This is a genomic window from Methylobacterium oryzihabitans, from assembly GCF_004004555.2.
GTDB lineage: Bacteria > Pseudomonadota > Alphaproteobacteria > Rhizobiales > Beijerinckiaceae > Methylobacterium > Methylobacterium oryzihabitans.
Genome location: NZ_SACP01000003.1, coordinates 13,083 through 31,310, shown reverse-complemented (window position 1 = coordinate 31,310; position 18,228 = coordinate 13,083). Strand labels below are relative to the sequence as shown.

Annotated in this window: 17 protein-coding genes; 12 read left to right on the top strand and 5 right to left on the bottom strand. The window is 73.7% G+C overall.

Annotated features, from left to right (window positions below; genetic code table 11):
* Positions 1 to 4: 4 nt before the first annotated feature.
* Genes EOE48_RS04105 through EOE48_RS04055 form a run of 11 tightly spaced genes read left to right on the top strand, consistent with a single transcriptional unit; the run spans position 5 to position 11,371 of the window.
* Positions 5 to 1,093 carry an NAD-dependent epimerase/dehydratase family protein gene (locus EOE48_RS04105; RefSeq protein ID WP_127727516.1) on the top strand — a complete coding sequence of 363 codons (1,089 nt, stop codon included), beginning with the start codon at positions 5 to 7 and terminating at the stop codon, positions 1,091 to 1,093.
* Positions 1,090 to 2,382: a TIGR04295 family B12-binding domain-containing radical SAM protein gene (locus tag EOE48_RS04100; protein WP_127727515.1), complete on the top strand. Its 1,293-nt coding sequence runs from the start codon at positions 1,090 to 1,092 to the stop codon at positions 2,380 to 2,382. The genes EOE48_RS04105 and EOE48_RS04100 overlap by 4 nt, the downstream gene beginning before the upstream one ends.
* Positions 2,367 to 3,509, top strand: coding sequence for a glycosyltransferase family 4 protein (locus EOE48_RS04095; RefSeq protein WP_127727514.1), 1,143 nt, complete (start codon positions 2,367 to 2,369; stop codon positions 3,507 to 3,509). Before EOE48_RS04100 ends, EOE48_RS04095 begins: the two co-directional genes overlap by 16 nt.
* The gene (locus EOE48_RS04090) at positions 3,506 to 4,618 is read left to right on the top strand and encodes a CgeB family protein (RefSeq protein WP_127727513.1); all 1,113 of its coding nucleotides are present in this window, start codon (positions 3,506 to 3,508) and stop codon (positions 4,616 to 4,618) included. Before EOE48_RS04095 ends, EOE48_RS04090 begins: the two co-directional genes overlap by 4 nt.
* Complete coding sequence (locus tag EOE48_RS04085) at positions 4,615 to 5,727, top strand: CgeB family protein (RefSeq protein WP_127727512.1); 1,113 nt, start codon at positions 4,615 to 4,617, stop codon at positions 5,725 to 5,727. Before EOE48_RS04090 ends, EOE48_RS04085 begins: the two co-directional genes overlap by 4 nt.
* Positions 5,724 to 6,878: a CgeB family protein gene (locus EOE48_RS04080; RefSeq protein ID WP_127727511.1), complete on the top strand. Its 1,155-nt coding sequence runs from the start codon at positions 5,724 to 5,726 to the stop codon at positions 6,876 to 6,878. Before EOE48_RS04085 ends, EOE48_RS04080 begins: the two co-directional genes overlap by 4 nt.
* The gene (locus EOE48_RS04075) at positions 6,875 to 7,882 is read left to right on the top strand and encodes a UDP-glucuronic acid decarboxylase family protein (RefSeq protein WP_127727510.1); all 1,008 of its coding nucleotides are present in this window, start codon (positions 6,875 to 6,877) and stop codon (positions 7,880 to 7,882) included. The genes EOE48_RS04080 and EOE48_RS04075 overlap by 4 nt, the downstream gene beginning before the upstream one ends.
* Before the next feature lie 36 nt (positions 7,883 to 7,918).
* Positions 7,919 to 9,022 (top strand): inositol-3-phosphate synthase, encoded by a 1,104-nt coding sequence (locus EOE48_RS04070; protein ID WP_127727509.1) that lies wholly within the window; start codon positions 7,919 to 7,921, stop codon positions 9,020 to 9,022.
* Positions 9,019 to 9,627 carry a histidine phosphatase family protein gene (locus EOE48_RS04065; protein WP_127727508.1) on the top strand — a complete coding sequence of 203 codons (609 nt, stop codon included), beginning with the start codon at positions 9,019 to 9,021 and terminating at the stop codon, positions 9,625 to 9,627. The genes EOE48_RS04070 and EOE48_RS04065 overlap by 4 nt, the downstream gene beginning before the upstream one ends.
* Positions 9,628 to 9,656: 29 nt before the next feature.
* The gene (locus EOE48_RS04060; RefSeq protein ID WP_127727507.1) at positions 9,657 to 10,436 is read left to right on the top strand and encodes a TIGR04290 family methyltransferase; all 780 of its coding nucleotides are present in this window, start codon (positions 9,657 to 9,659) and stop codon (positions 10,434 to 10,436) included.
* Entirely contained in the window at positions 10,433 to 11,371 is a 939-nt protein-coding gene (locus EOE48_RS04055; RefSeq protein ID WP_127727506.1) for a glycoside hydrolase 5 family protein, read from the top strand. The genes EOE48_RS04060 and EOE48_RS04055 overlap by 4 nt, the downstream gene beginning before the upstream one ends.
* Before the next feature lie 3 nt (positions 11,372 to 11,374).
* On the opposite strand, the gene EOE48_RS04050 is transcribed toward EOE48_RS04055, so the two are convergent.
* The 5 genes from EOE48_RS04050 to EOE48_RS04030 form a co-directional block, all read right to left on the bottom strand.
* Entirely contained in the window at positions 11,375 to 11,899 is a 525-nt protein-coding gene (locus tag EOE48_RS04050) for a histidine phosphatase family protein (RefSeq protein ID WP_127727505.1), read from the bottom strand.
* Positions 11,900 to 11,962: 63 nt separating this feature from the next.
* Positions 11,963 to 12,556: a hypothetical protein gene (locus EOE48_RS04045; protein ID WP_127727504.1), complete on the bottom strand. Its 594-nt coding sequence runs from the start codon at positions 12,554 to 12,556 to the stop codon at positions 11,963 to 11,965.
* A 50-nt stretch (positions 12,557 to 12,606) separates the two neighbouring features.
* Positions 12,607 to 14,133, bottom strand: a complete 1,527-nt coding sequence (gene ilvA / locus EOE48_RS04040) for a threonine ammonia-lyase, biosynthetic (RefSeq protein ID WP_127727503.1) — start codon at positions 14,131 to 14,133, stop codon at positions 12,607 to 12,609.
* A gap of 89 nt (positions 14,134 to 14,222) precedes the next feature.
* On the bottom strand, positions 14,223 to 15,302 hold the full coding sequence (locus EOE48_RS04035) for an AbrB family transcriptional regulator (protein ID WP_127727502.1): 1,080 nt from the start codon (positions 15,300 to 15,302) through the stop codon (positions 14,223 to 14,225).
* A 67-nt stretch (positions 15,303 to 15,369) separates the two neighbouring features.
* Positions 15,370 to 16,311, bottom strand: a complete 942-nt coding sequence (locus EOE48_RS04030; protein ID WP_127727750.1) for a LysR substrate-binding domain-containing protein — start codon at positions 16,309 to 16,311, stop codon at positions 15,370 to 15,372.
* 192 nt (positions 16,312 to 16,503) lie between these two features.
* Here EOE48_RS04030 and EOE48_RS04025 point away from each other — a divergent pair, with 192 nt between their 5' ends.
* Positions 16,504 to 18,093 carry a catalase gene (locus EOE48_RS04025; RefSeq protein WP_127727501.1) on the top strand — a complete coding sequence of 530 codons (1,590 nt, stop codon included), beginning with the start codon at positions 16,504 to 16,506 and terminating at the stop codon, positions 18,091 to 18,093.
* Positions 18,094 to 18,228: the final 135 nt, after the last annotated feature.

The window sequence follows — 18,228 nt, the reverse complement described above, 5'->3', positions numbered from 1 at the left end:
GGGCATGGCCGGGGGACCCGCCCCCGCGGGTCCCGTCCTCGTCACCGGCGGCGCCGGCTTCATCGGCGCCAACCTCGCCGACCGCCTCGCCGGAGACGGCCACGACGTGATCGTCTACGACGCCCTCGCCCGGCCGGGCGTCGCGCGCAACCTCGGCTGGCTGACCCGGCGCCACCCGCAGCGGATCACCGCGATCGTCGCCGACATCCGCGACCGCGACCGCCTCGGCGAGGCGGCCCGGGACGCCGCGGCGGTGTTCCACTTCGCCGCCCAGGTCGCCGTGACCACGAGCCTCGACGCGCCGCGGGAGGATTTCGAGGTCAACCTGCTCGGCACCCTGAACCTGCTCGAGGCGCTGCGCGCCCGCGCGGTGCCGCCGCCGCTGCTGTTCGCCTCGACCAACAAGGTCTACGGCGACCTCGCCGACGTCGCCCTGACGGTCGAGGACGACGCCCACCTGCCGGCCGATCCGGGCTTGCGCGCCACCGGCATCGGCGAGGCGCGGCCGCTGGACTTCCACACCCCCTACGGCTGCTCGAAGGGGGCCGCCGACCAGTACGTCCTCGACTACGCCCGCAGCTTCGGCATCCCGGCCGCGGTGATGCGGATGAGCTGCATCTACGGCCCGCGCCAGCGCGGCAGCGAGGACCAGGGCTGGGTCGCCCATTTCCTGATCCGCGCCCTGGAGGGCGAACCGGTCACCCTCTACGGCGACGGCCGGCAGGTGCGCGACGTGCTCCACGTCGCCGACGCGGTCGCGGCCTATCTCGCGGCGTGGCGGCGGATCGACGCCGCCGCCGGACGCGCCTTCAATCTCGGCGGCGGCCCGGGCAACGCGGTCAGCCTGCGCCGGGTCCTGGCCTGGATCGGGCACCTCCTCGGGCGCCCGGTCGAGACCCGCTTCGCCGACTGGCGCGCCGGCGACCAGCGCTACTACGTCTCCGACACGCGCCGCGCCACGGCCGCCCTCGGCCTCGCGGCGCCGATGCCGTGGCAGGACGGCGTCGCCGACCTCGCCCGCTGGCTCGCCGCCGAGCGCGGGCCGGACGCCGCCATCGGAGCCGCTCCGGCTCCGACAGGAGCCGCCTCATGAGAGTGGCCCTCGTCAACCCGTCCTGGGACTACCGCAACAGCATCTATTTCGGCTGCCGCGCGCCGCACCTGCCGCTGGAACTCGGCTATTCCCGCGCCCTGCTGGAGGCCGCCGGCCACGACGTGCTGGTCGTCGATGCCCACCTCACCGGGCTCGACCATGCCCAGGCCGCCGCCGCCGTGGCGGCGTTCTCGCCCGGCATGACGGTGGTCGCCACCGCGCCGACCTACCTGTTCTGGCGCTGCGCCCCGCCCGAGCTGCGGGTGCCGCGCGCCTTCCTCGACGCCCTGGCGGGACGGGGCGGGCGGACCGTCGCGGTCGGTCCGCACGGCTCGGCGACGCCGCGCCCGCTCCTCGACAAGCTCGGGGTCGACGTCGCGGTGCGCGGCGAGTGCGAGGAGATCCTGCCGCTGCTGTGCGCCGCCGATGACCTGCGTCGGGTCCCGTCGATTGCGTTCCGGTCGGGGGCAGAGACGGTGGTCACCGGAGGACCGCATGCCGGCCGCTTCACCGACCTGCCGGCCTTGCGCTGGCCGGACGAGTGGATCGCCCGCCACCACCATCATCACCACCGCTTCGACCGCGAGCCGGACGGGCCGGGCGCCGAGGTCGAGGCGTCGCGCGGCTGCCCCTACACGTGCAGCTTCTGCGCCAAGATCGACTTTCGCGACCAGTATCGCCGCCGCGACCTCGGCCACGTGATCGAGGAGATCGACGGCCTGATCGCCCAGGGCGTCACCTACGTCTACTTCGTGGACGAGATCTTCCTGCCGCAGAAGCCACTGCTGGAGGCCCTGGCCGGGCGGGACCTGCGCTTCGGGGTGCAGACCCGGATCGACCTGTGGAAGCCGGACATGCTCGACCTGCTCGGCGCCGCCGGCTGCGTGTCGATCGAGGCCGGGATCGAGAGCCTGACCGAGGCCGGCCGCGCCGCCCTCGACAAGAAGTGCCGCGCCTCGACCGACGACCTCGCCGAGCGGCTGATCCACGCCCGGCGCACCGTGCCGTTCGTCCAGGCCAACCTCATCGCCGTGGCGGGCGACGATCCCGACCTCGTCGCCTCGTGGCGCGACCGTCTGCGCGGGGCCGGCGTCTGGGCCAACGACCCGGTGCCGCTCTACCCCTATCCGAGCTCCCCCGATTACCGCCGGCTGTGGGGCGCGCCGGACGACCGGGCCTGGGAGCGGGCGCACGCCCATTACCTCGGCCAGTTCGACCGCTTCAGCGACATCCAGGAGGAGCGCCCGCTCCCGCTCCACGAGCTGGAGGCGGCATGCGGATGTCGCTGACCGGCGGGGACGCGCCCCACGTCCTGATGACCGCCGACGCCGTCGGCGGCGTCTGGCAATATTCCCTCGATCTCGCCCGCGGGCTCGGGGCGGAAGGGTTTCGCGTCACCCTGGCGGTACTCGGGCCGGCGCCCTCGCCGGCCCAGGTCGCGGCGGCAGGGGCCGCGGAGGCCGAGGCCGGACCCGGCCCGCGGCTCGTCACGACCGGTCTCCCCCTCGACTGGACCGCCGACACGCCCGAAGCGGTGATCGAGGCCGGCCGCGCCCTCGGACGGCTCGGCCGGGCGCTCGGCGCCGACCTCGTCCACCTGCACGGGCCGGCCTACGCGGCGGCCGGCGGGTTCGGGGTGCCGGTGGTGGCGGTGTGCCATTCCTGCGTCGGCACGTGGTGGGACGCCGTGATCGGCGGCAAGCTGCCGGCCGACCTCGCCTGGCGCCACGACCTCGCCACGCAGGGCTGCCGGGCCGCCGACGCCCTGCTGGCGCCGACCCGCGCCTTCGCCGAGGCGGTCCGGCGCGTCCACGGCCTGCCGGCGGCGCCGGTCGCGGTGCATAACGGCCGCCGCCCGCACCGGATCGCGCGCGACGCCGCCCCGGCCGCCGGGGCGGTGACCGCCGGCCGGCTGTGGGACCGGGCCAAGAACGCCGCCGGCCTCGACCGCATCGCCGGCCGCATCGCGACGCCGATCCTCGCCGCCGGCCCGACCGAGGGGCCGACCGGCGAGCGCATCGCCCTGACGCATCTGCGCGCCCTCGGGCAGCTCGACGGGGCGGCGATGGCCGGGATCCTGTCGGGCCGGCCGCTCTTCGTCTCGCTGGCGCTCTACGAGCCGTTCGGCCTCGCGGTGCTGGAGGCGGCGCAGGCCGGCTGCCCGCTGGTCCTGTCCGACCTGCCGGGCTTCCGCGAGCTGTGGGACGGCACGGCCCTGTTCGTGGATGCCGACGATGAGGCCGGGGCCGGGGCCGCGATCGAGGCGCTCGCCGCCGATCCGGAGCAGCGCCGCGCTCTCGGCGACGCCGCCCGGCGGCGCGCGGCGCGGTACGGCGTCGCGGCGATGATCGCGGGCGTGCGCGACCTCCATCGCCGGCTGCTCGGCATCGGTGCTTCGGCGGAGGCGGCGGCATGAGGATCGCCTACTTCACCCACTCCCTCGCCTCGTGCTGGAACCACGGCAACGCCCACTTCCTGCGCGGCGTGCTGCGCGACCTGATCGCCCGCGGCCACGCGGTCGAGGCGTTCGAGCCCGAGGGCGCCTGGAGCCTCGCCAACCTGACCCGCGACCACGGCGAGGCCGGGCTCGACGCTTGGCGCGCCGCCTATCCGGAACTGCGCTCGCAGTCCTACGGCGCGGTCAAACCCGTGGTCGAACGGGTGCGCGACGCCGACCTCGTCATCGTCCACGAGTGGAACGAGCCCGCCCTCGTCGCCGCTCTCGGGGCGCAACGCCGCCGCGGGGCGCCGGGCCTGCTGCTGTTCCACGACACCCACCACCGGGCGGTGAGCGAGCCCGACGCCATGCGCCGCTACGATCTCGGCGGCTACGACGGCGTGCTCGCCTTCGGCGAGACCCTGGCCGAGGTCTATCGCGGCTGGGGCTGGGGCAATCGGGTCTTCGTCTGGCACGAGGCCGCCGACGACCGCCTGTTCCATCCGCCGGCCGAGGACGGGCCGCGCGAGGGTCTGGTGTGGATCGGCAACTGGGGCGACGGCGAGCGCGGCGAGGAACTCGAAACCTTCCTGCTCGCTCCGGCCCGGGCCACCGGCCTGCCTCTCGACATCCACGGCGTGCGCTACCCGGACGAAGCCCTGGCGACGCTGGCGCGTTACGGCGCCCGCTATCGCGGCTGGGCCCCGAACGCCGCGGCGCCGGCCCTGTTCGCCCGCCACCTCGCCACCGTGCACGTGCCGCGGCGCTTCTACGTCGAGCACCTCCCCGGCATCCCGACGATCCGGGTGTTCGAGGCCCTGGCCTGCGGCATCCCGCTGGTCTGCGCCCCCTGGCACGACGCCGAGGGGCTGTTTTCCCCCGGCGAGGACTACCTCCTCGCCCGCACCGGCGCCGAGATGGCGCGCCACCTCGCGGCGTTGCGCGACGATCCGGCCCTGCGCCGGAGCCTCGTCGCCCGCGGGCTCGCCACGATCCGGGCCCGCCACACCTGCCGCCATCGCGTCGACGAGCTGCTCGCCCTCGTGGGCGCCCTGCGCGACCGCGCACCCCAGGAGGTCCCGGCGTGAAGCTGAGTTTCTACGGTTCGAGCCTGCTGTCGTCGTACTGGAACGGCGCCGCCACCTATTACCGGGGGCTGCTGCGCGACCTCGCCGGGCGCGGCTACGAGATCACCTTCTACGAGCCCGACGCCTTCGACCGCCAGAGCCACCGCGACATCGACCCGCCCGACTGGGCCGCGGTGAGCGTCTACCCGGCGACGCCCGAGGCGATGCGGGCGGTGGTGGCCGAGGCGGCCGGCGCCGACGTGGTGGTGAAGGCGAGCGGCGTCGGCGTGTTCGACGACGAATTGCTCGCCGGCCTCGCCGCGGCGGCGGACCCGGCCGCCGTGACGATCTTCTGGGACGTCGACGCCCCCGCGACCCTGGCGGAGCTGCGCGCCGATCCCGGCCACCCGACCCACCGGGTCCTGCCCGGCCTCGACCTCGTGCTGACCTATGGCGGCGGCCCGCCGGTGGTCGCCGCCTACGAGGGCTTCGGCGCCCGGGCCTGCATCCCGATCTACAACGCCCTCGACCCCGCGACCCACCACCCGGTGCCGCCGGATCCGCGCTTCTCCGCCGACCTCGCCTTCCTGGGCAACCGCCTGCCCGACCGCGAGGCGCGGGTGGACACGTTCTTCCTCGACGCGGCGCGGCACCTGCCGGAGCGCGCCTTCCTGATCGGCGGCAGCGGCTGGGAGAGCAAGGCGATGCCCGGCAACGTGCGCCATCTCGGCCACGTCTCGACCCGCGAGCACAACGCCTTCAACGCGACCCCGCTCGCGGTGCTCAACATCGCCCGCGACAGCATGGCGGCGGTGGGCTTCTCGCCGGCGACGCGGGTGTTCGAGGCCGCCGGCGCCGGCGCCTGCCTCGTCACCGATGCCTGGGAGGGCCTCGACCTGTTCCTCAAGGAAGGCGAGGAGGTGCTGGTCGCCCGCGACGGCCACGACGTCGCCGGGCACCTCGCCGCCCTCACCCCCGAGCGGGCCCGGGCGGTCGGCGCGGCGGCGCGCGCCCGCATCATCGCCGAGCACACCTACGCCCATCGCGGCGCCGGGGTCGACGCGATCCTGCGCGACGCGGTGGCGCGCAAGCGCGCCGGGCAGGCCGCCCCGGCCCGGAGCGTCGCGTGAGCGCCCCGCTCTCCCTGGTCGTCCTCGGCCTCAGCCTGTCCTCGTCCTGGGGCAACGGCCACGCCACGACCTACCGTGCGCTCCTGCGCGCCGTCGCCGCAAGCGGCCACGACGTGCTGTTCCTGGAGCGCGACGTGCCCTGGTACGCCGCCCACCGCGACCTGCCGCGGCCGGATTTCTGCCGCTTCGCGCTCTATGCCGGCCTCGACGACCTCGAAGCCCGCTTCCGCGGCGCCATCGCGGAGGCCGACGCCGTGGTGGTCGGCTCCTACGTGCCGGACGGCGTCGCGGTCGGGGAGCGGGTGCTCGACTGGGCGTCCGGCGTGCGCGCCTTCTACGACATCGACACCCCGGTCACCCTGGCGAAGCTCGACCGGGGCGACCACGAATACCTGACGCCCGACCTGATCGCCGGCTACGACCTCTACCTGTCGTTCACCGGCGGGCCGACCCTCGACCTCCTGGAGCGGCGTTACGGCTCGCCGGCGGCGCGGGCGCTGTACTGCTCGGTCGATCCCGACGCCTATCCGCCGCTCGATCGCCCGGCCCGCTACGACCTGTCCTATCTCGGCACCTACAGCCCGGACCGGCAGCCGACCCTCGACCGGCTGCTGCTGGAGCCGGCGCGCCGGGAGCCGGGGCTGCGCTGCGCCGTCGCCGGGCCGCAATACCCGGCGCAGATCGACTGGCCGGCCAATGTCGAGCGCATCGAGCACCTGCCGCCGGAGGCGCATCCCGACTTCTACGCGGCGAGCCGCTACACCCTGAACGTCACCCGGGCCGACATGATCCGCGCCGGCTACAGCCCGAGCGTGCGCCTGTTCGAGGCCGCCGCCATCGGCACGCCGATCCTGTCCGACCGCTGGGACGGGCTCGACACCGTGCTGGTCCCCGGCCGCGAGATCCTGCCGGTCGACACCGCCGACGAGGTGCTGGCGATCCTCGCCGTGCAGCCCGAGGCCGAGCGCCGCCGCCTCGGCGCGGCCGCCCGCGCCAGCGTCCTGCGCCGCCACACCGCCGCGCACCGGGCGGCCGAGCTGGAGCGGCATCTGCGCGAGGCCGCCGAACTCCGCGCCGGCACCGCCAGGAACCCCGCGATGCGGGCCACGATGGTCACGAACACGCTCACCGAGGGAGGGCCGACCGCATGAAGAACGGACGAACCACGCAGGTCCTGGTCGCCGGAGGCGCCGGCTTCATCGGCTCGCACCTCGTCGACGCGCTGCTCGCCGAGGGCGCGCGGGTGACCTGCCTCGACAGCTTCCTCACCGGCCGGCGGGTCAACCTCGCGCATCTCGCCCGCGAGCCGCGCTTCGATCTGGTCGAGGCCGACATCACCGCGCCGCTGCCGGCGCTGCCGCGCTTCGACCGGGTGTTCAACCTCGCCTGCGCCGCCTCGCCGCCGCACTATCAGGCCGACCCCCTTCACACGATGATGACCAGCGTCGTCGGCACCCACCGCCTGCTCGAACTCGCCCGCGAGAACGGGGCCCGCTTCCTCCAGGCCTCGACCAGCGAGGTCTACGGCGACCCGGACGTGCACCCGCAGCAGGAATCCTACTGGGGCAACGTCAACCCGACCGGGCCGCGGGCCTGCTACGACGAGGGCAAGCGCGCTGCCGAGAGCCTCGTGTTCGACTTCGAGCGCGTCCACGGCCTCGACGTGCGGGTCGCCCGGATCTTCAACACCTACGGGCCCAGGATGCGGGCCGACGACGGCCGGGTCGTCTCCAACGTCATCTGCCAGGCGCTCGCCGGCGACGACATCACCCTCTACGGCGATGGCCGGCAGACCCGCTCGTTCTGCTTCGCCAGCGACCTCGTCGACGGGATGATGCGGCTGATGCACCACGACGGTCCGCTCGGCGGCCCGGTCAACCTCGGCAACCCGCACGAGCTGACGGTCGCCGACCTCGTCGCCCGGGTGGTCCGGCTCACCGGAACGGCGTCCGAGATCGTCCACCGCCCGCTGCCGGTGGACGACCCGCGGCGCCGGCGCCCCGACATCACCCGCGCCCGCACCCTGCTCGCCTGGGCGCCCCGGGTCGCCCTCGAGGACGGGCTGAAGGCGACGCTGACGTGGTTCGCCGACGAACTGGCCGAGCGCGCCCGCGGCCGGCCGGCCGCGCAACCCGGGGAGCCGGCCCTTGCCTGATCCGATGTCCTCCCCTCTCGCACGCCGGAGGCGGTGATGAGCCGCAAGTCGATCCGCGTCGGCCTCGTCGGGGTCGGCAACTGCGCCTCCTCCTTCGTGCAGGGGCTGCACCATTACCGCGACGCCCGCTCCAACGAGGCGGTGCCGGGCCTGATGAACGTCGCGCTCGGCGGCTACCACGTCGGCGACGTCGAGATCGCCTCGGCCTTCGACATCGCGGCCGCGAAGGTCGGCCGCGACCTCGCCGACGCGATCCTGGCGCCGCCGAACAACACCGAGATCTTCGCCCGGGTGCCGGAGAGCGGGATCGTGGTGCGCCGGGGCCCGACCCTCGACGGGCTCGGCCGCTACCTGCGCGACGAGATCCCCGAATCCGAGGCGCCGGAGGCCGACGTGACCGCCGAGCTGAGGCGGACCGGGACCGAGGTGCTGGTCTCCTACCTGCCGGTCGGGTCGCAGCGGGCGACGGAGTTCTACGCCGAGCGCGCCCTCGAAGCCGGCTGCGCCTTCGTCAACTGCATCCCGGTCTTCATCGCCTCCGACCCGTCCTGGCGCCGGCGCTTCGAGGAGCGGCGGCTGCCGCTCGTCGGCGACGACATCAAGAGCCAGGTCGGCGCCACCATCGTCCACCGGGTGCTCGCCAACCTGCTGCGCGAGCGCGGCGTGCGGCTCGACCGCACCTACCAGCTCAATTTCGGCGGCAACGCCGACTTCAAGAACATGCTGGAGCGCGAGCGGCTCGAATCGAAGAAGCTGTCCAAGACCCGCGCCGTCACCAGCCAGCTCGACGGAATCCTCGACCCGGACGACATCCATGTCGGTCCGAGCGACCACGTGCCATGGCTCACCGATCGCAAATGGGCGCATATCCGGCTCGAGGGCACCGCCTTCGGCGGGGTGCCGCTCAACCTCGAACTGAAGCTGGAGGTGTGGGACTCGCCGAACTCCGCCGGCATCGTCATCGACGCGGTGCGCTGCGCCCGGCTCGGCCTCGACCGCGGCCTCGGCGGCGCGCTGGTCGGTCCGTCGAGCTACTTCATGAAGTCGCCGCCGGTGCAGTTCACCGACGGCGAGGCGCGGGCGCACACCCTGCGCTTCATCGACGGCGAGCCCGACCTCGCCGCCGCGGAGGTGGCGTGACGGTCCTGCGCCTCGTGCGCCACGCCTCGCACGGGCGCGTCGGCTCGGTGCTGTGCGGGCGCATGCCGGGCGTCACCCTCGACGCGGCCGGGCTGGAAGAGGCCGACGCCCTGGCGCGGCGCCTCGCCGGCTGCGGCGCCGAGCGGGTCCTGACCAGCCCGCAGCCGCGGGCGGGCGCCACCGCCGCGCCGGTCGCCGCGGCCCTCGGGCTGACGGCGGAGGTCGCGGACGACCTCGACGAGATCGATTTCGGGGCCTGGACCGGACGCGGCTTCGCCGATCTCGACGGCGACCCGGACTGGCGGGCCTGGAACGAGCGCCGCGGCAGCGCCCGCCCGCCGGGCGGCGAGAGCATGGCGCAGGCGCAAGACCGCATCGTCGGGCTGATGGACCGGCTCGCCGAGGCCGGGAATGCGGCGATCCTGGTCGGCCACGGCGAGGTGATCCGCGCCGCCCTGCTCCACGTCCTCGGCCTGCCGCTCGACGCCTGGCACCGGATCGAGGTGGCGCCGGCCTCGGTCAGCATGGTGGAGCTGTGGGCCGGCGGTGGCCGGGTGCCCGGCCGTGGCCGGGTGCTGGGTCTCAACGAGCGGGTGGCGCCATGACGGAACCCGTTCCCCCCGCCGGCGCCCCGATGGCTGACGCCGACGAGGCGGCCCTGCGCCGCGAGATCGCGGCGCTCGGGCCGTGGTTCCACAACATCGACCTCGGCGGCGGGGTGACGACGGCGCCGGACCACTTCCTCGGCGACTACCCGGCGGTGAAGTGGCGCCGCTTCGCCGACGCACTCCCCGCCGACCTGACCGGCCGCAGCGTCCTCGACATCGGCTGCAACGGCGGCTTCTACGCCATCGCGATGAAGCGCCGGGGCGCCGCACGGGTGGTGGCGGTCGATTCCGACGAGCGCTACCTCGCGCAGGGGCGCTTCGCCGCCGCCCGGGCCGGGGTCGAGATCGAGTTCCGCCGGCTCTCGGTCTACGACGTCGGGGCGCTGGGCGAGCGGTTCGACCTCGTCCTGTTCATGGGCGTGCTCTACCACCTGCGCCACCCGCTGCTGGCCCTCGACCTCATCCGCACCCACGTCGCCGACGGGCTGCTGGTGTTCCAGTCGATGCAGCGCGGCAGCCGGACGGTGGCGGCGCTCGCCCCGGACTACGATTTCTGGGACATGGACCAGTTCGAGGAGCCGGGTTACCCGCGCCTGCACTTCGTCGAGCACGCCTACGCGGGCGATCCGACCAACTGGTGGATCCCCAACCGCGCCGCCACCGAGGCGATGCTCCGGGCGAGCGGCTTTCGCATCGCCGCCCACCCGGAGGCCGAGGTGTACGTCTGCGAGGCCGCCCCCCTGCCCTATCGCGGCGAGGGACCCGTCTACCCGGCCGCCCCGGCCAGCCCCAGCGAGACCGCATGATCGAAGCCGCGATGCTCTGGAACGAGCCCAACAACAAGTCGCACTGGGACCCCGGGATCGACCCCGACTGGTCGCGGTTCGGCGCGATGGTGCGGGGCGCGTCGCGGGCGATCCGGGTCGAGAACCCGGACCTGCCGCAGGTGCTCGGCGGCATCTCGCCGATCGATCCGGGCTTCATCCGGCGCATGGACGAACTGGGCGCCCTCGACGGGCTCGACGCGGTGGCGGTCCACGGCTTCCCCCTTGACTGGAACCTGTGGCGGATCCACGACTGGCCGGAGAAGATCGACGAGATCCGCGCCGTGACCGGGCTGCCGGTCTGGGTGTCGGAGGTCGGCGTCTCGACGTTCGGCGCCGACGAGGTCCAGGCCTGGGGCCTCCAACGCACCGCCGAGCTGCTGGTCGGCCGGGCGCCGCGCATCCACTGGTACAGCCTCTACGACCTGCCGCGGGAATGGGAGGCCACCACCCGCCACAAGGAGGCGGAGGGCTCGTCCTACTACCGCCACTTCCACATGGGGCTGCTGCGCCAGGACGGCACGCCCAAGCCCGCCCTCGAGGTCTTTGCCCGGCACACGCCGCATCTCGGCCTGTGTCAGTGGTTCCACTTCGAGGATCACCGCCTCGACGACGCGGTCGCCTGGATGCGCCGGCTCGGGGTGACGCACCTGCGCACCGGCCTGTCCTGGGCCGACAGCTTCCGCCCCGGCGCCCTCGACTGGTTCGACCGCCAGATGGCGGCGCTGGCCGAGTTCGAGACCACGGTGACGTTCTGCTTCACGCCCGAGCACCGCGGCATCGCCGCCCACCACACCAGCGCGCCGCAGGTGCCGGAGGAATTCGCGGAATTCTGCGCCGCGATGATCCGGCGCTACGCCCCGGGACGGGTCGGCGTCGCAGCGGCTCCGCTGCCGGAGCCGGCGGGATTGGCCTGAAGATCAGACCGGCCCGGCGACCCGCACCCACTGCCCGTTCGGCAGGCCCTGGCCGGTGAGCGCCTGGATGAAGCCCCAGTGGCAGACGACCAGGGTGTGGGCCCAGTCCGGGTGCCGCTCCTGCTCCAGCCGGAACAGGGCGGCGCGGGCCTCGAAGGCGTCGTGCGGCTCGATGTCGTGCGACCACCACACCTCCTCGATCGCGCCGAAGTCGAGATCCGGCCACGCCCGGGAGAGGTCGGTGCGGCACGAGCCGATGTCGCAGCTCGCCGCCCGGCGCTCGCGCACCGCCGCGGTGACGATCACCGGCAGCCCGAGCCGGCGCGCCACCGGGGCCGAGGTCTGCAACGCCCGGGTGTAGGGCGAGCACAGGATCAGCCGGATGTCCTCGCCGGCCAGCGCCGCGGCGGCGGCCTCGGCCTGCTCGCGGCCGAGGGGCGTCAGCGGCGCGTCAGGGATGTCGGGGTCGATCCCGGTCGCCCCGTAATGCAGGTTGAACTCGCTCTGGCCGTGGCGCAGCAGGATCATGTCGGGGCCTCCCTCCGGTCGCGCCCCGTGCGACGGCGCCGCGGCAGGAACAAGGCGGCACCGTCACCGCATCGGAGCGAACGGATCCAGCAGCGGCTTCTGCTCCGGGCTGGCGGGAAGGGACCCCTTGGTATCGAACGGGCTGACGGCCGGATTCGAGATCCGCCGGCTGCCCGACCCGAGTGCCGAGCTCGGATCGGTGCGCAGCCGCGGATCGGTCGTGGCCCGGTCGACGCCCCCCTGGGCGAAGCCGGCTCCGAACTCGACGTCGCTGACGCGGCGCGCCGCGTCCTGCAGGCGCCGCGCCGCGTAGCTGTCGGCCTCCGCGTTGCAGGCCTGGATCGCCTGGGCGAACCCGGTCCCGATGTCGCGCTTCTGGGTCCGGTTCGCGGTCGGGATGAGCTTGACGACCGGGTCCAGGGTCGCGGTCGGATCGACGGACAGGAACAGGCGGATGGTCGACGAGAACTGGTTCCCGCCCGTGGGGAAGCGCTCGAGCAGCCCGGCCGGCCGGACCAGGAAGGCCGCGATCTGCGGCCGGGTCTGGACCGAGGGCAGGCGGGTGCAGTCGGCACGGGCCTCGCCGGCGGCGAGGGCCGCGAGCAGGATCAGTCCGCCGAGGCGCATGCCCGGCCCCGCCGCTCTCCGCGTCCTCACCGCATTCCTCCCGCTTGCCCCCGCCGCGCCCGGATGGTCCATGCCCTGCCTCATGCCGCCGCCGCGCTGCCGTCGAGGAACAGCCGGAAGGCGGGATTGTCGGATTCGTCGTAGTACGGATAGGCCAGCGCCTCCAGGGCGGTGCGGAACCGCCCGCGCTCGGCCTCCGGCACCTGGATGCCGGCGAGCACGCGGCCGTAATCGGCGCCGTGGTTGCGGTAGTGGAACAGCGAGATGTTCCAGTCGTCGCTGAGGCTGTCGAGGAACTTCATCAGCGCGCCGGGCCGCTCCGGAAACTCGAAGCGCAGCAGCCGCTCGTCGGACAGGCCCGGCACGCGCCCGCCGACCATGTAGCGGACGTGGACCTTCGCCATCTCGTTGTCGCTGAGGTCGAGAACGGGATAGTCGCGCCCGCGCAGAGACGCGATCAGCTCGCGCTTCTCGGACGGGCCCGACACCTCGACGCCGACGAAGATGTGCGCCGGCGAGCCCGCCGCGTAGCGGTAGTTGAACTCGCTCACCGCCCGCGGGCCGATCGCCTCCATGAAGGCGCGGTAGCTGCCGGGCCGCTCCGGGATGGTGACGGCGAGCAGCACCTCGCGGCGCTCGCCGAGCTCGGCCCGCTCGGCGATGTGGCGCAGGCGGCTGAAGTTCAGGTTGGCGCCGCTGTTGATCGCCACCAGGGTCCCGCCGGCGCCGAGCCCGCGGGCGACGTACTCCTTCAGCCCGGCCACCGCGAGGGCGCCCGACGGCTCCGACATCGCCCGGGTGTCGTCGAACACGTCCTTGACCGCGGCGCAGATCGCGTCGGTGTCGACCGTGATGACGCCGTCGAGATGCGTGCGGCAGAGCCGGAACGTCTCCTCGCCCGCCTGCCGCACCGCGACGCCGTCGGCGAACAGCCCGACCTGATCGAGCACCACCCGCTCGCCGGCGGCGAGTGCGGCCGCCATGCTGGCGGCGTCGTCGGGCTCGACGCCGTAGACCTTCGTGCCGGGGCGCAGGAACTTGACGAAGGTGGCGACACCGGCCGCGAGCCCGCCGCCGCCGACCGGCACGAAGATCGCCTCGATCGGCCCGGAATGCTGCTCCAGGATCTCCTTGCCGATCGTGCCCTGGCCCGCGATCACGTCTGGGTCGTCGTAGGGGTGGATGAAGGTCAGGCCGTGCTCGGCCTCGAGCGCCTTGGCGTGGGCGTAGGCCTCGTCGAAGGCGTCGCCGTGCAGCACCACGTGGCCGCCGCGGGCGCGCACCGCCTCGACCTTGATGCCGGGAGTGGTGCGCGGCATCACGATCGTCGCGGCGACGCCGAGGCGGTTCGCCGCCAGCGCCACGCCCTGGGCGTGGTTGCCGGCCGAGGCGCAGATCACCCCGCGGGCCAGCGCCTCCGGCGGCAGGTTCGCCATCTTGTTGTAGGCGCCGCGCAGCTTGAACGAGAACACCGGCTGCAGGTCCTCGCGCTTGAGCAGGATGCCGGCGCCCAGGCGCGCCGACAGGCGCGGCATCGGGTCGAGCGGGCTCTCGGTCGCCACGTCGTAGACGCGCGCCGAGAGGACTTTCTTGATGACGTCGTGCACGGGGGGCGGTCCAGGAAACGGTTCGGCCGGGCGGATCTGCCCGTGCGATACCCGGTTTCGGCGGGCGATGCGAGTGTGGCCGCGGCCGGTCAGCGGCGCTCGGGCGGCACGCCGCGGGCGATCCAGCGGGCGACGATCGGCCCGGTGACGATGACGACGAGGAGCCGCAGGGTCTGGACCGCGAGTACGAACGACACGTCCGCCCGCGATCCGACCGCGATGATCGCCACCGAATCGAGCCCGCCGGGGCTGGTGGCCAGGAAGGCGGTGAGCAGGTCGATCGGCAGCAGGAAGGTCAGGCCGTAGGCCCACAGCCCGCACAGGGCGATCAGCCCGAAGGTCGCGACCAGCACCCCCGGCAGGGCGTGCAGGGTGGTGCGCACCGTCTCGGTGGTGAAGCGCAGGCCGACGGTCCAGCCGATGCCCGCATAGGCGAGCGCGAGCAGCCAGGGCGGCAGCGCGAGCTCGGCGAGCCCGGTTGCGTGCAGCGCCGCGCCGATCGCCATCGGCCCGACCAGGGCGCCGGCGGGGATGCGCAGCAGCCGCCCGAGCCACGCCCCGCCGGCCGCCACCGCGAGGGTGACGAGGAGGCCGGGCAGCGTCGGGTCGGCGGTCGGGGCCGGGCCGGCCGGGTTCGCGCCGACGAACAGGCGGGCGACGACCGAGGCCGAGAGCGCGACGCAGGCGACCCGGACGTACTGCATGAAGGCGACGAGGCGCGGGTCGGCGCCGTACTCCTCCGCCATCGCCACCATCGCGGCGGCGGCGCCGGGCGACGAGCCCCAGGCGGCGGTGGTGCCGGGCAGGAGCCGGATCCGGGTCAGGATCCAGCCGACGAGGCCGCTCGCCACCACCGTCACGCCGACCACCGCGAGAATCAGCGGGCCGTCCTCGATCAGCGTCGCGGCGATCGACGGCGTCACCGAATGGGCGACGAGGCAGCCGATCAGCGCCTGCGCGCCGGCGAAGCCGGCCCGGGGTACCCGCACCGCCGCGCCGCCGACCCCGAAGGCGATGCCGGCGAGCATCGGCCCGAGCAGGAGCGCGGCCGGGAAGCCGGCGAGGTGGAACAGGGCGGCGAGCGCCGCCGAGGCCGCGACCAGCCCGGCCCATTGCGCGGCGGCGCCCGAGGGCAGGCGGCGCCGGAGCGCGGAGGTGGGCTGGAGCACGGCGGTCCGGGGGCAGGGAGGGCGCGGAGGGCGGCAGGTCGGTGGCTACACGCCGAGTGCGGCGCTGTCACGGCGCCGCGGCGGCTTCGGCATCGACGCAGGGCAAGGTTGCGCCCGGGGCATGGGCCCGGAAGAAGGCGGCGAGCCGGTCGAGGCCGCCGCTGCGCGGGTCGCTGGCGCGCCAGACCAGGGCGATGATCCGGCTCGGCCCGTCCTCGCCGAAGCCGCGGGTGACCGTGAGGCCGTGCGGATCGGCCTCGGCCGGGGCGGCGAGCGCCGGCAGCAGGGTGTAGCCCGCCCCCGCCGCCACCATCGAGCGCAGGGTCTCCAGGCTGGTGGCGTGGCGCCCGGTGGCCGGGCCGGCGCCGCAGGCCATCACCGCCTGGTCGCGCAGGCAGTTGCCCTCGTCGAGGAGCAGCAGCCCGGGACCGGCGAGGTCGGCCGCCCGCGGGCCCGGATGGGTCGCGAGGTCGTGATCGGCCGGGCAGGCGAGGAGGAACGGCTCGCGGAACAGCGGCGCGACGGTCAGCCCCGATTCCGGCAGCGGCAGCGACAGGAGCGCGGCGTCGATCCGCCCGTCGCGCAGGCCGTCGAGGATCTCGGCGGTGCGGCCCTCGCTCAGCGCCAGCGCGACCTCCGGGAAGTCCTGGCGCAGGCGGCGCAGGACGCGCGGAAAAAGGTACGGCCCGAGGGTCTGGATCGCCGCCAGTTCGAGCCGCCCCGAGAGGGCGGTGCCGCTGCCCTCGCGGGCGACCGTGAGCAGCCGGCGCGCCTCGGCGAGGACGAGCCGGGCCTGCCGCACCACCGCCTCGCCGCCGGCGGTGAGCAGGATCCGGCGCTGGCTGCGCTCGAACAGGACGAGGCCGAGCAGCCCTTCGAGCTTTCGCACCTGGACGCTCAGCGTCGGCTGGCTGACGTTGCAGCGCTCGGCCGCGCGCCCGAAATGGCCCTCCTCGGCCAGGGCGACGACGTATTCGAGATCCCGGAGGGACAAGGCCGCGGCGTTCATAGGCTGCATCTATCACGATCGTCGCAACGATGCATTGGCTCTCGTGTCACGACCGGTTCATAAGCTCGAACGAGAACGGTTCGAGGTTCTCGGGCTCCGGATCCTTGGGATCCTAGAGCCCATCCCCATGTGACCCGTTCCGGCGCCGGCCCCTCGCGGTGGTCCAGCGCCCAAGACGCCAGAGGAGTTGCCATGAGCGACCAACGCCCCATCCTGACGACCCGCCAGGGCCACCCGGTCCGCGACAACCAGAGCCTGCGCACGGTCGGCGAGCGGGGGCCGGCGACGCTCGAGAACTACCAGTTCATCGAGAAGATCACCCATTTCGACCGCGAGCGGATCCCCGAGCGGGTGGTCCATGCCCGCGGCGCCGGCGCCCACGGCTGGTTCGAGGCCTACGGCAAGATCGGCGACGAGCCGGCCTCCAAGTACACCCGCGCCCGCGTGCTCACCGAGACCGGCGTGAAGACGCCGATGTTCGTGCGCTTCTCGACCGTGGCCGGCGCCAAGGAGAGCCCGGAGACGGAGCGCGACCCGCGCGGCTTCGCGGTCAAGTTCAAGACCGTCGAGGGCAACTGGGACCTCGTCGGCAACAACCTGAAGATCTTCTTCATCCGGGACGCGATCAAGTTCCCGGACATGATCCACGCCTTCAAGCCCGACCCGGTGACCAACCGGCAGGAGGCGTGGCGGTTCTTCGACTTCGTGTCGCAGCACCCCGAATCGATCCACATGGTGACGTTCCTGAAGTCGCCGTGGGGCATTCCCGCGAACTACCGCGAGATGGAAGGCTCGGGCGTCAACACCTACAAGCTGGTCAACGACCAGGGCGTGGCGCATCTGTGCAAGTTCCACTGGATCCCGAAGCAGGGCGTCCGCAACCTGACCTCGGCCCAGGCGTCCGAGATCCAGGCCAAGGACGTCGGCCACGCGACCCGTGATCTCTACGACAACATCAAGGCCGGCAACTTCCCCGAGTGGGAGTTCGCGGTGCAGATCATGCCGGACGGCCCGAACGACCACCTGTCGTTCGATCCGCTCGACGACACGAAGCTCTGGCCCGTGGACCAGTTCCCGCTGCTCAAGTGCGGCCGGATGGTGCTCGACCGGGTGCCGGACAATTTCTTCGCCGAGGTCGAGCAGTCGGCGTTCGGCACCGGCGTGCTGGTCGACGGCATCGACTTCTCGGACGACAAGATGCTCCAGGGCCGGACGCTGTCGTACTCGGACACCCAGCGCTACCGCGTCGGCGCCAACTACCTGCAACTGCCGATCAACGCGCCGCAGCCGGGCGTGAAGGTGTATTCAAACCAGCGCGACGGCGTGATGACCTATCACGTCGACGGCACCGGCCCGAACCGGCACATCAACTACGAGCCGAGCACGCTGGCCGAGGGCCTGCGCGAGGCGCCCAAGCCCGCGCGCGACTACCACCAGCCGGTGCAGGGCAATCTCGGCCGCTACCAGACCTCGCGCACCGAGGACGACTACACCCAGGCCGGCGAGCGCTACCGCAGCTTCGAGCCGTGGGAGCGCGACGAGCTGATCGCCAACCTCGTCGGCGACATGAAGCAGTGCCCGGAGCCGATCCAGCTCCGGATGGTCTGGCACTTCTGGCACGCCGACGAGGAGTACGGCCGCCGCGTCGCCGAGGGGGCGGGCATCGACCTGGAGAAGGCCAAGGCCCTGCCGCCGCTGCCGGGCCGCGCCGCCCCGGGCCAGCGCCTCCAGGCCGAGACCTACTCGGACGGCACCCAGGCCCACAAGGTCGCGGCCGAGTAAGGCTCGCGCCCGATCTGACCTGCCATCGCAGCCCCGCCCGGATCCCCGTCCGGGCGGGGTTCTTGCTGTGCGGCGGAAGATCGTCGCGCCATCCCCGACGCGGCGTCACCCGGGCGGCGACCCACCCTGCCTCAG

Excerpts from the sequence above, each read along its gene's own strand:
- EOE48_RS04105 (WP_127727516.1), top strand. The coding sequence starts at position 5 with ATGGCCGGGGGACCCGCCCCCGCGGGTCCCGTCCTCGTCACCGGCGGC.
- EOE48_RS04100 (WP_127727515.1), top strand. The coding sequence starts at position 1,090 with ATGAGAGTGGCCCTCGTCAACCCGTCCTGGGACTACCGCAACAGCATC.
- EOE48_RS04095 (WP_127727514.1), top strand. The coding sequence starts at position 2,367 with ATGCGGATGTCGCTGACCGGCGGGGACGCGCCCCACGTCCTGATGACC.
- EOE48_RS04090 (WP_127727513.1), top strand. The coding sequence starts at position 3,506 with ATGAGGATCGCCTACTTCACCCACTCCCTCGCCTCGTGCTGGAACCAC.
- EOE48_RS04075 (WP_127727510.1), top strand. The coding sequence starts at position 6,875 with ATGAAGAACGGACGAACCACGCAGGTCCTGGTCGCCGGAGGCGCCGGC.
- EOE48_RS04070 (WP_127727509.1), top strand. The coding sequence starts at position 7,919 with ATGAGCCGCAAGTCGATCCGCGTCGGCCTCGTCGGGGTCGGCAACTGC.
- EOE48_RS04060 (WP_127727507.1), top strand. The coding sequence starts at position 9,657 with ATGGCTGACGCCGACGAGGCGGCCCTGCGCCGCGAGATCGCGGCGCTC.
- EOE48_RS04055 (WP_127727506.1), top strand. The coding sequence starts at position 10,433 with ATGATCGAAGCCGCGATGCTCTGGAACGAGCCCAACAACAAGTCGCAC.
- EOE48_RS04050 (WP_127727505.1), bottom strand. The coding sequence starts at position 11,899 with ATGATCCTGCTGCGCCACGGCCAGAGCGAGTTCAACCTGCATTACGGG.
- EOE48_RS04030 (WP_127727750.1), bottom strand. The coding sequence starts at position 16,311 with ATGAACGCCGCGGCCTTGTCCCTCCGGGATCTCGAATACGTCGTCGCC.
- EOE48_RS04025 (WP_127727501.1), top strand. The coding sequence starts at position 16,504 with ATGAGCGACCAACGCCCCATCCTGACGACCCGCCAGGGCCACCCGGTC.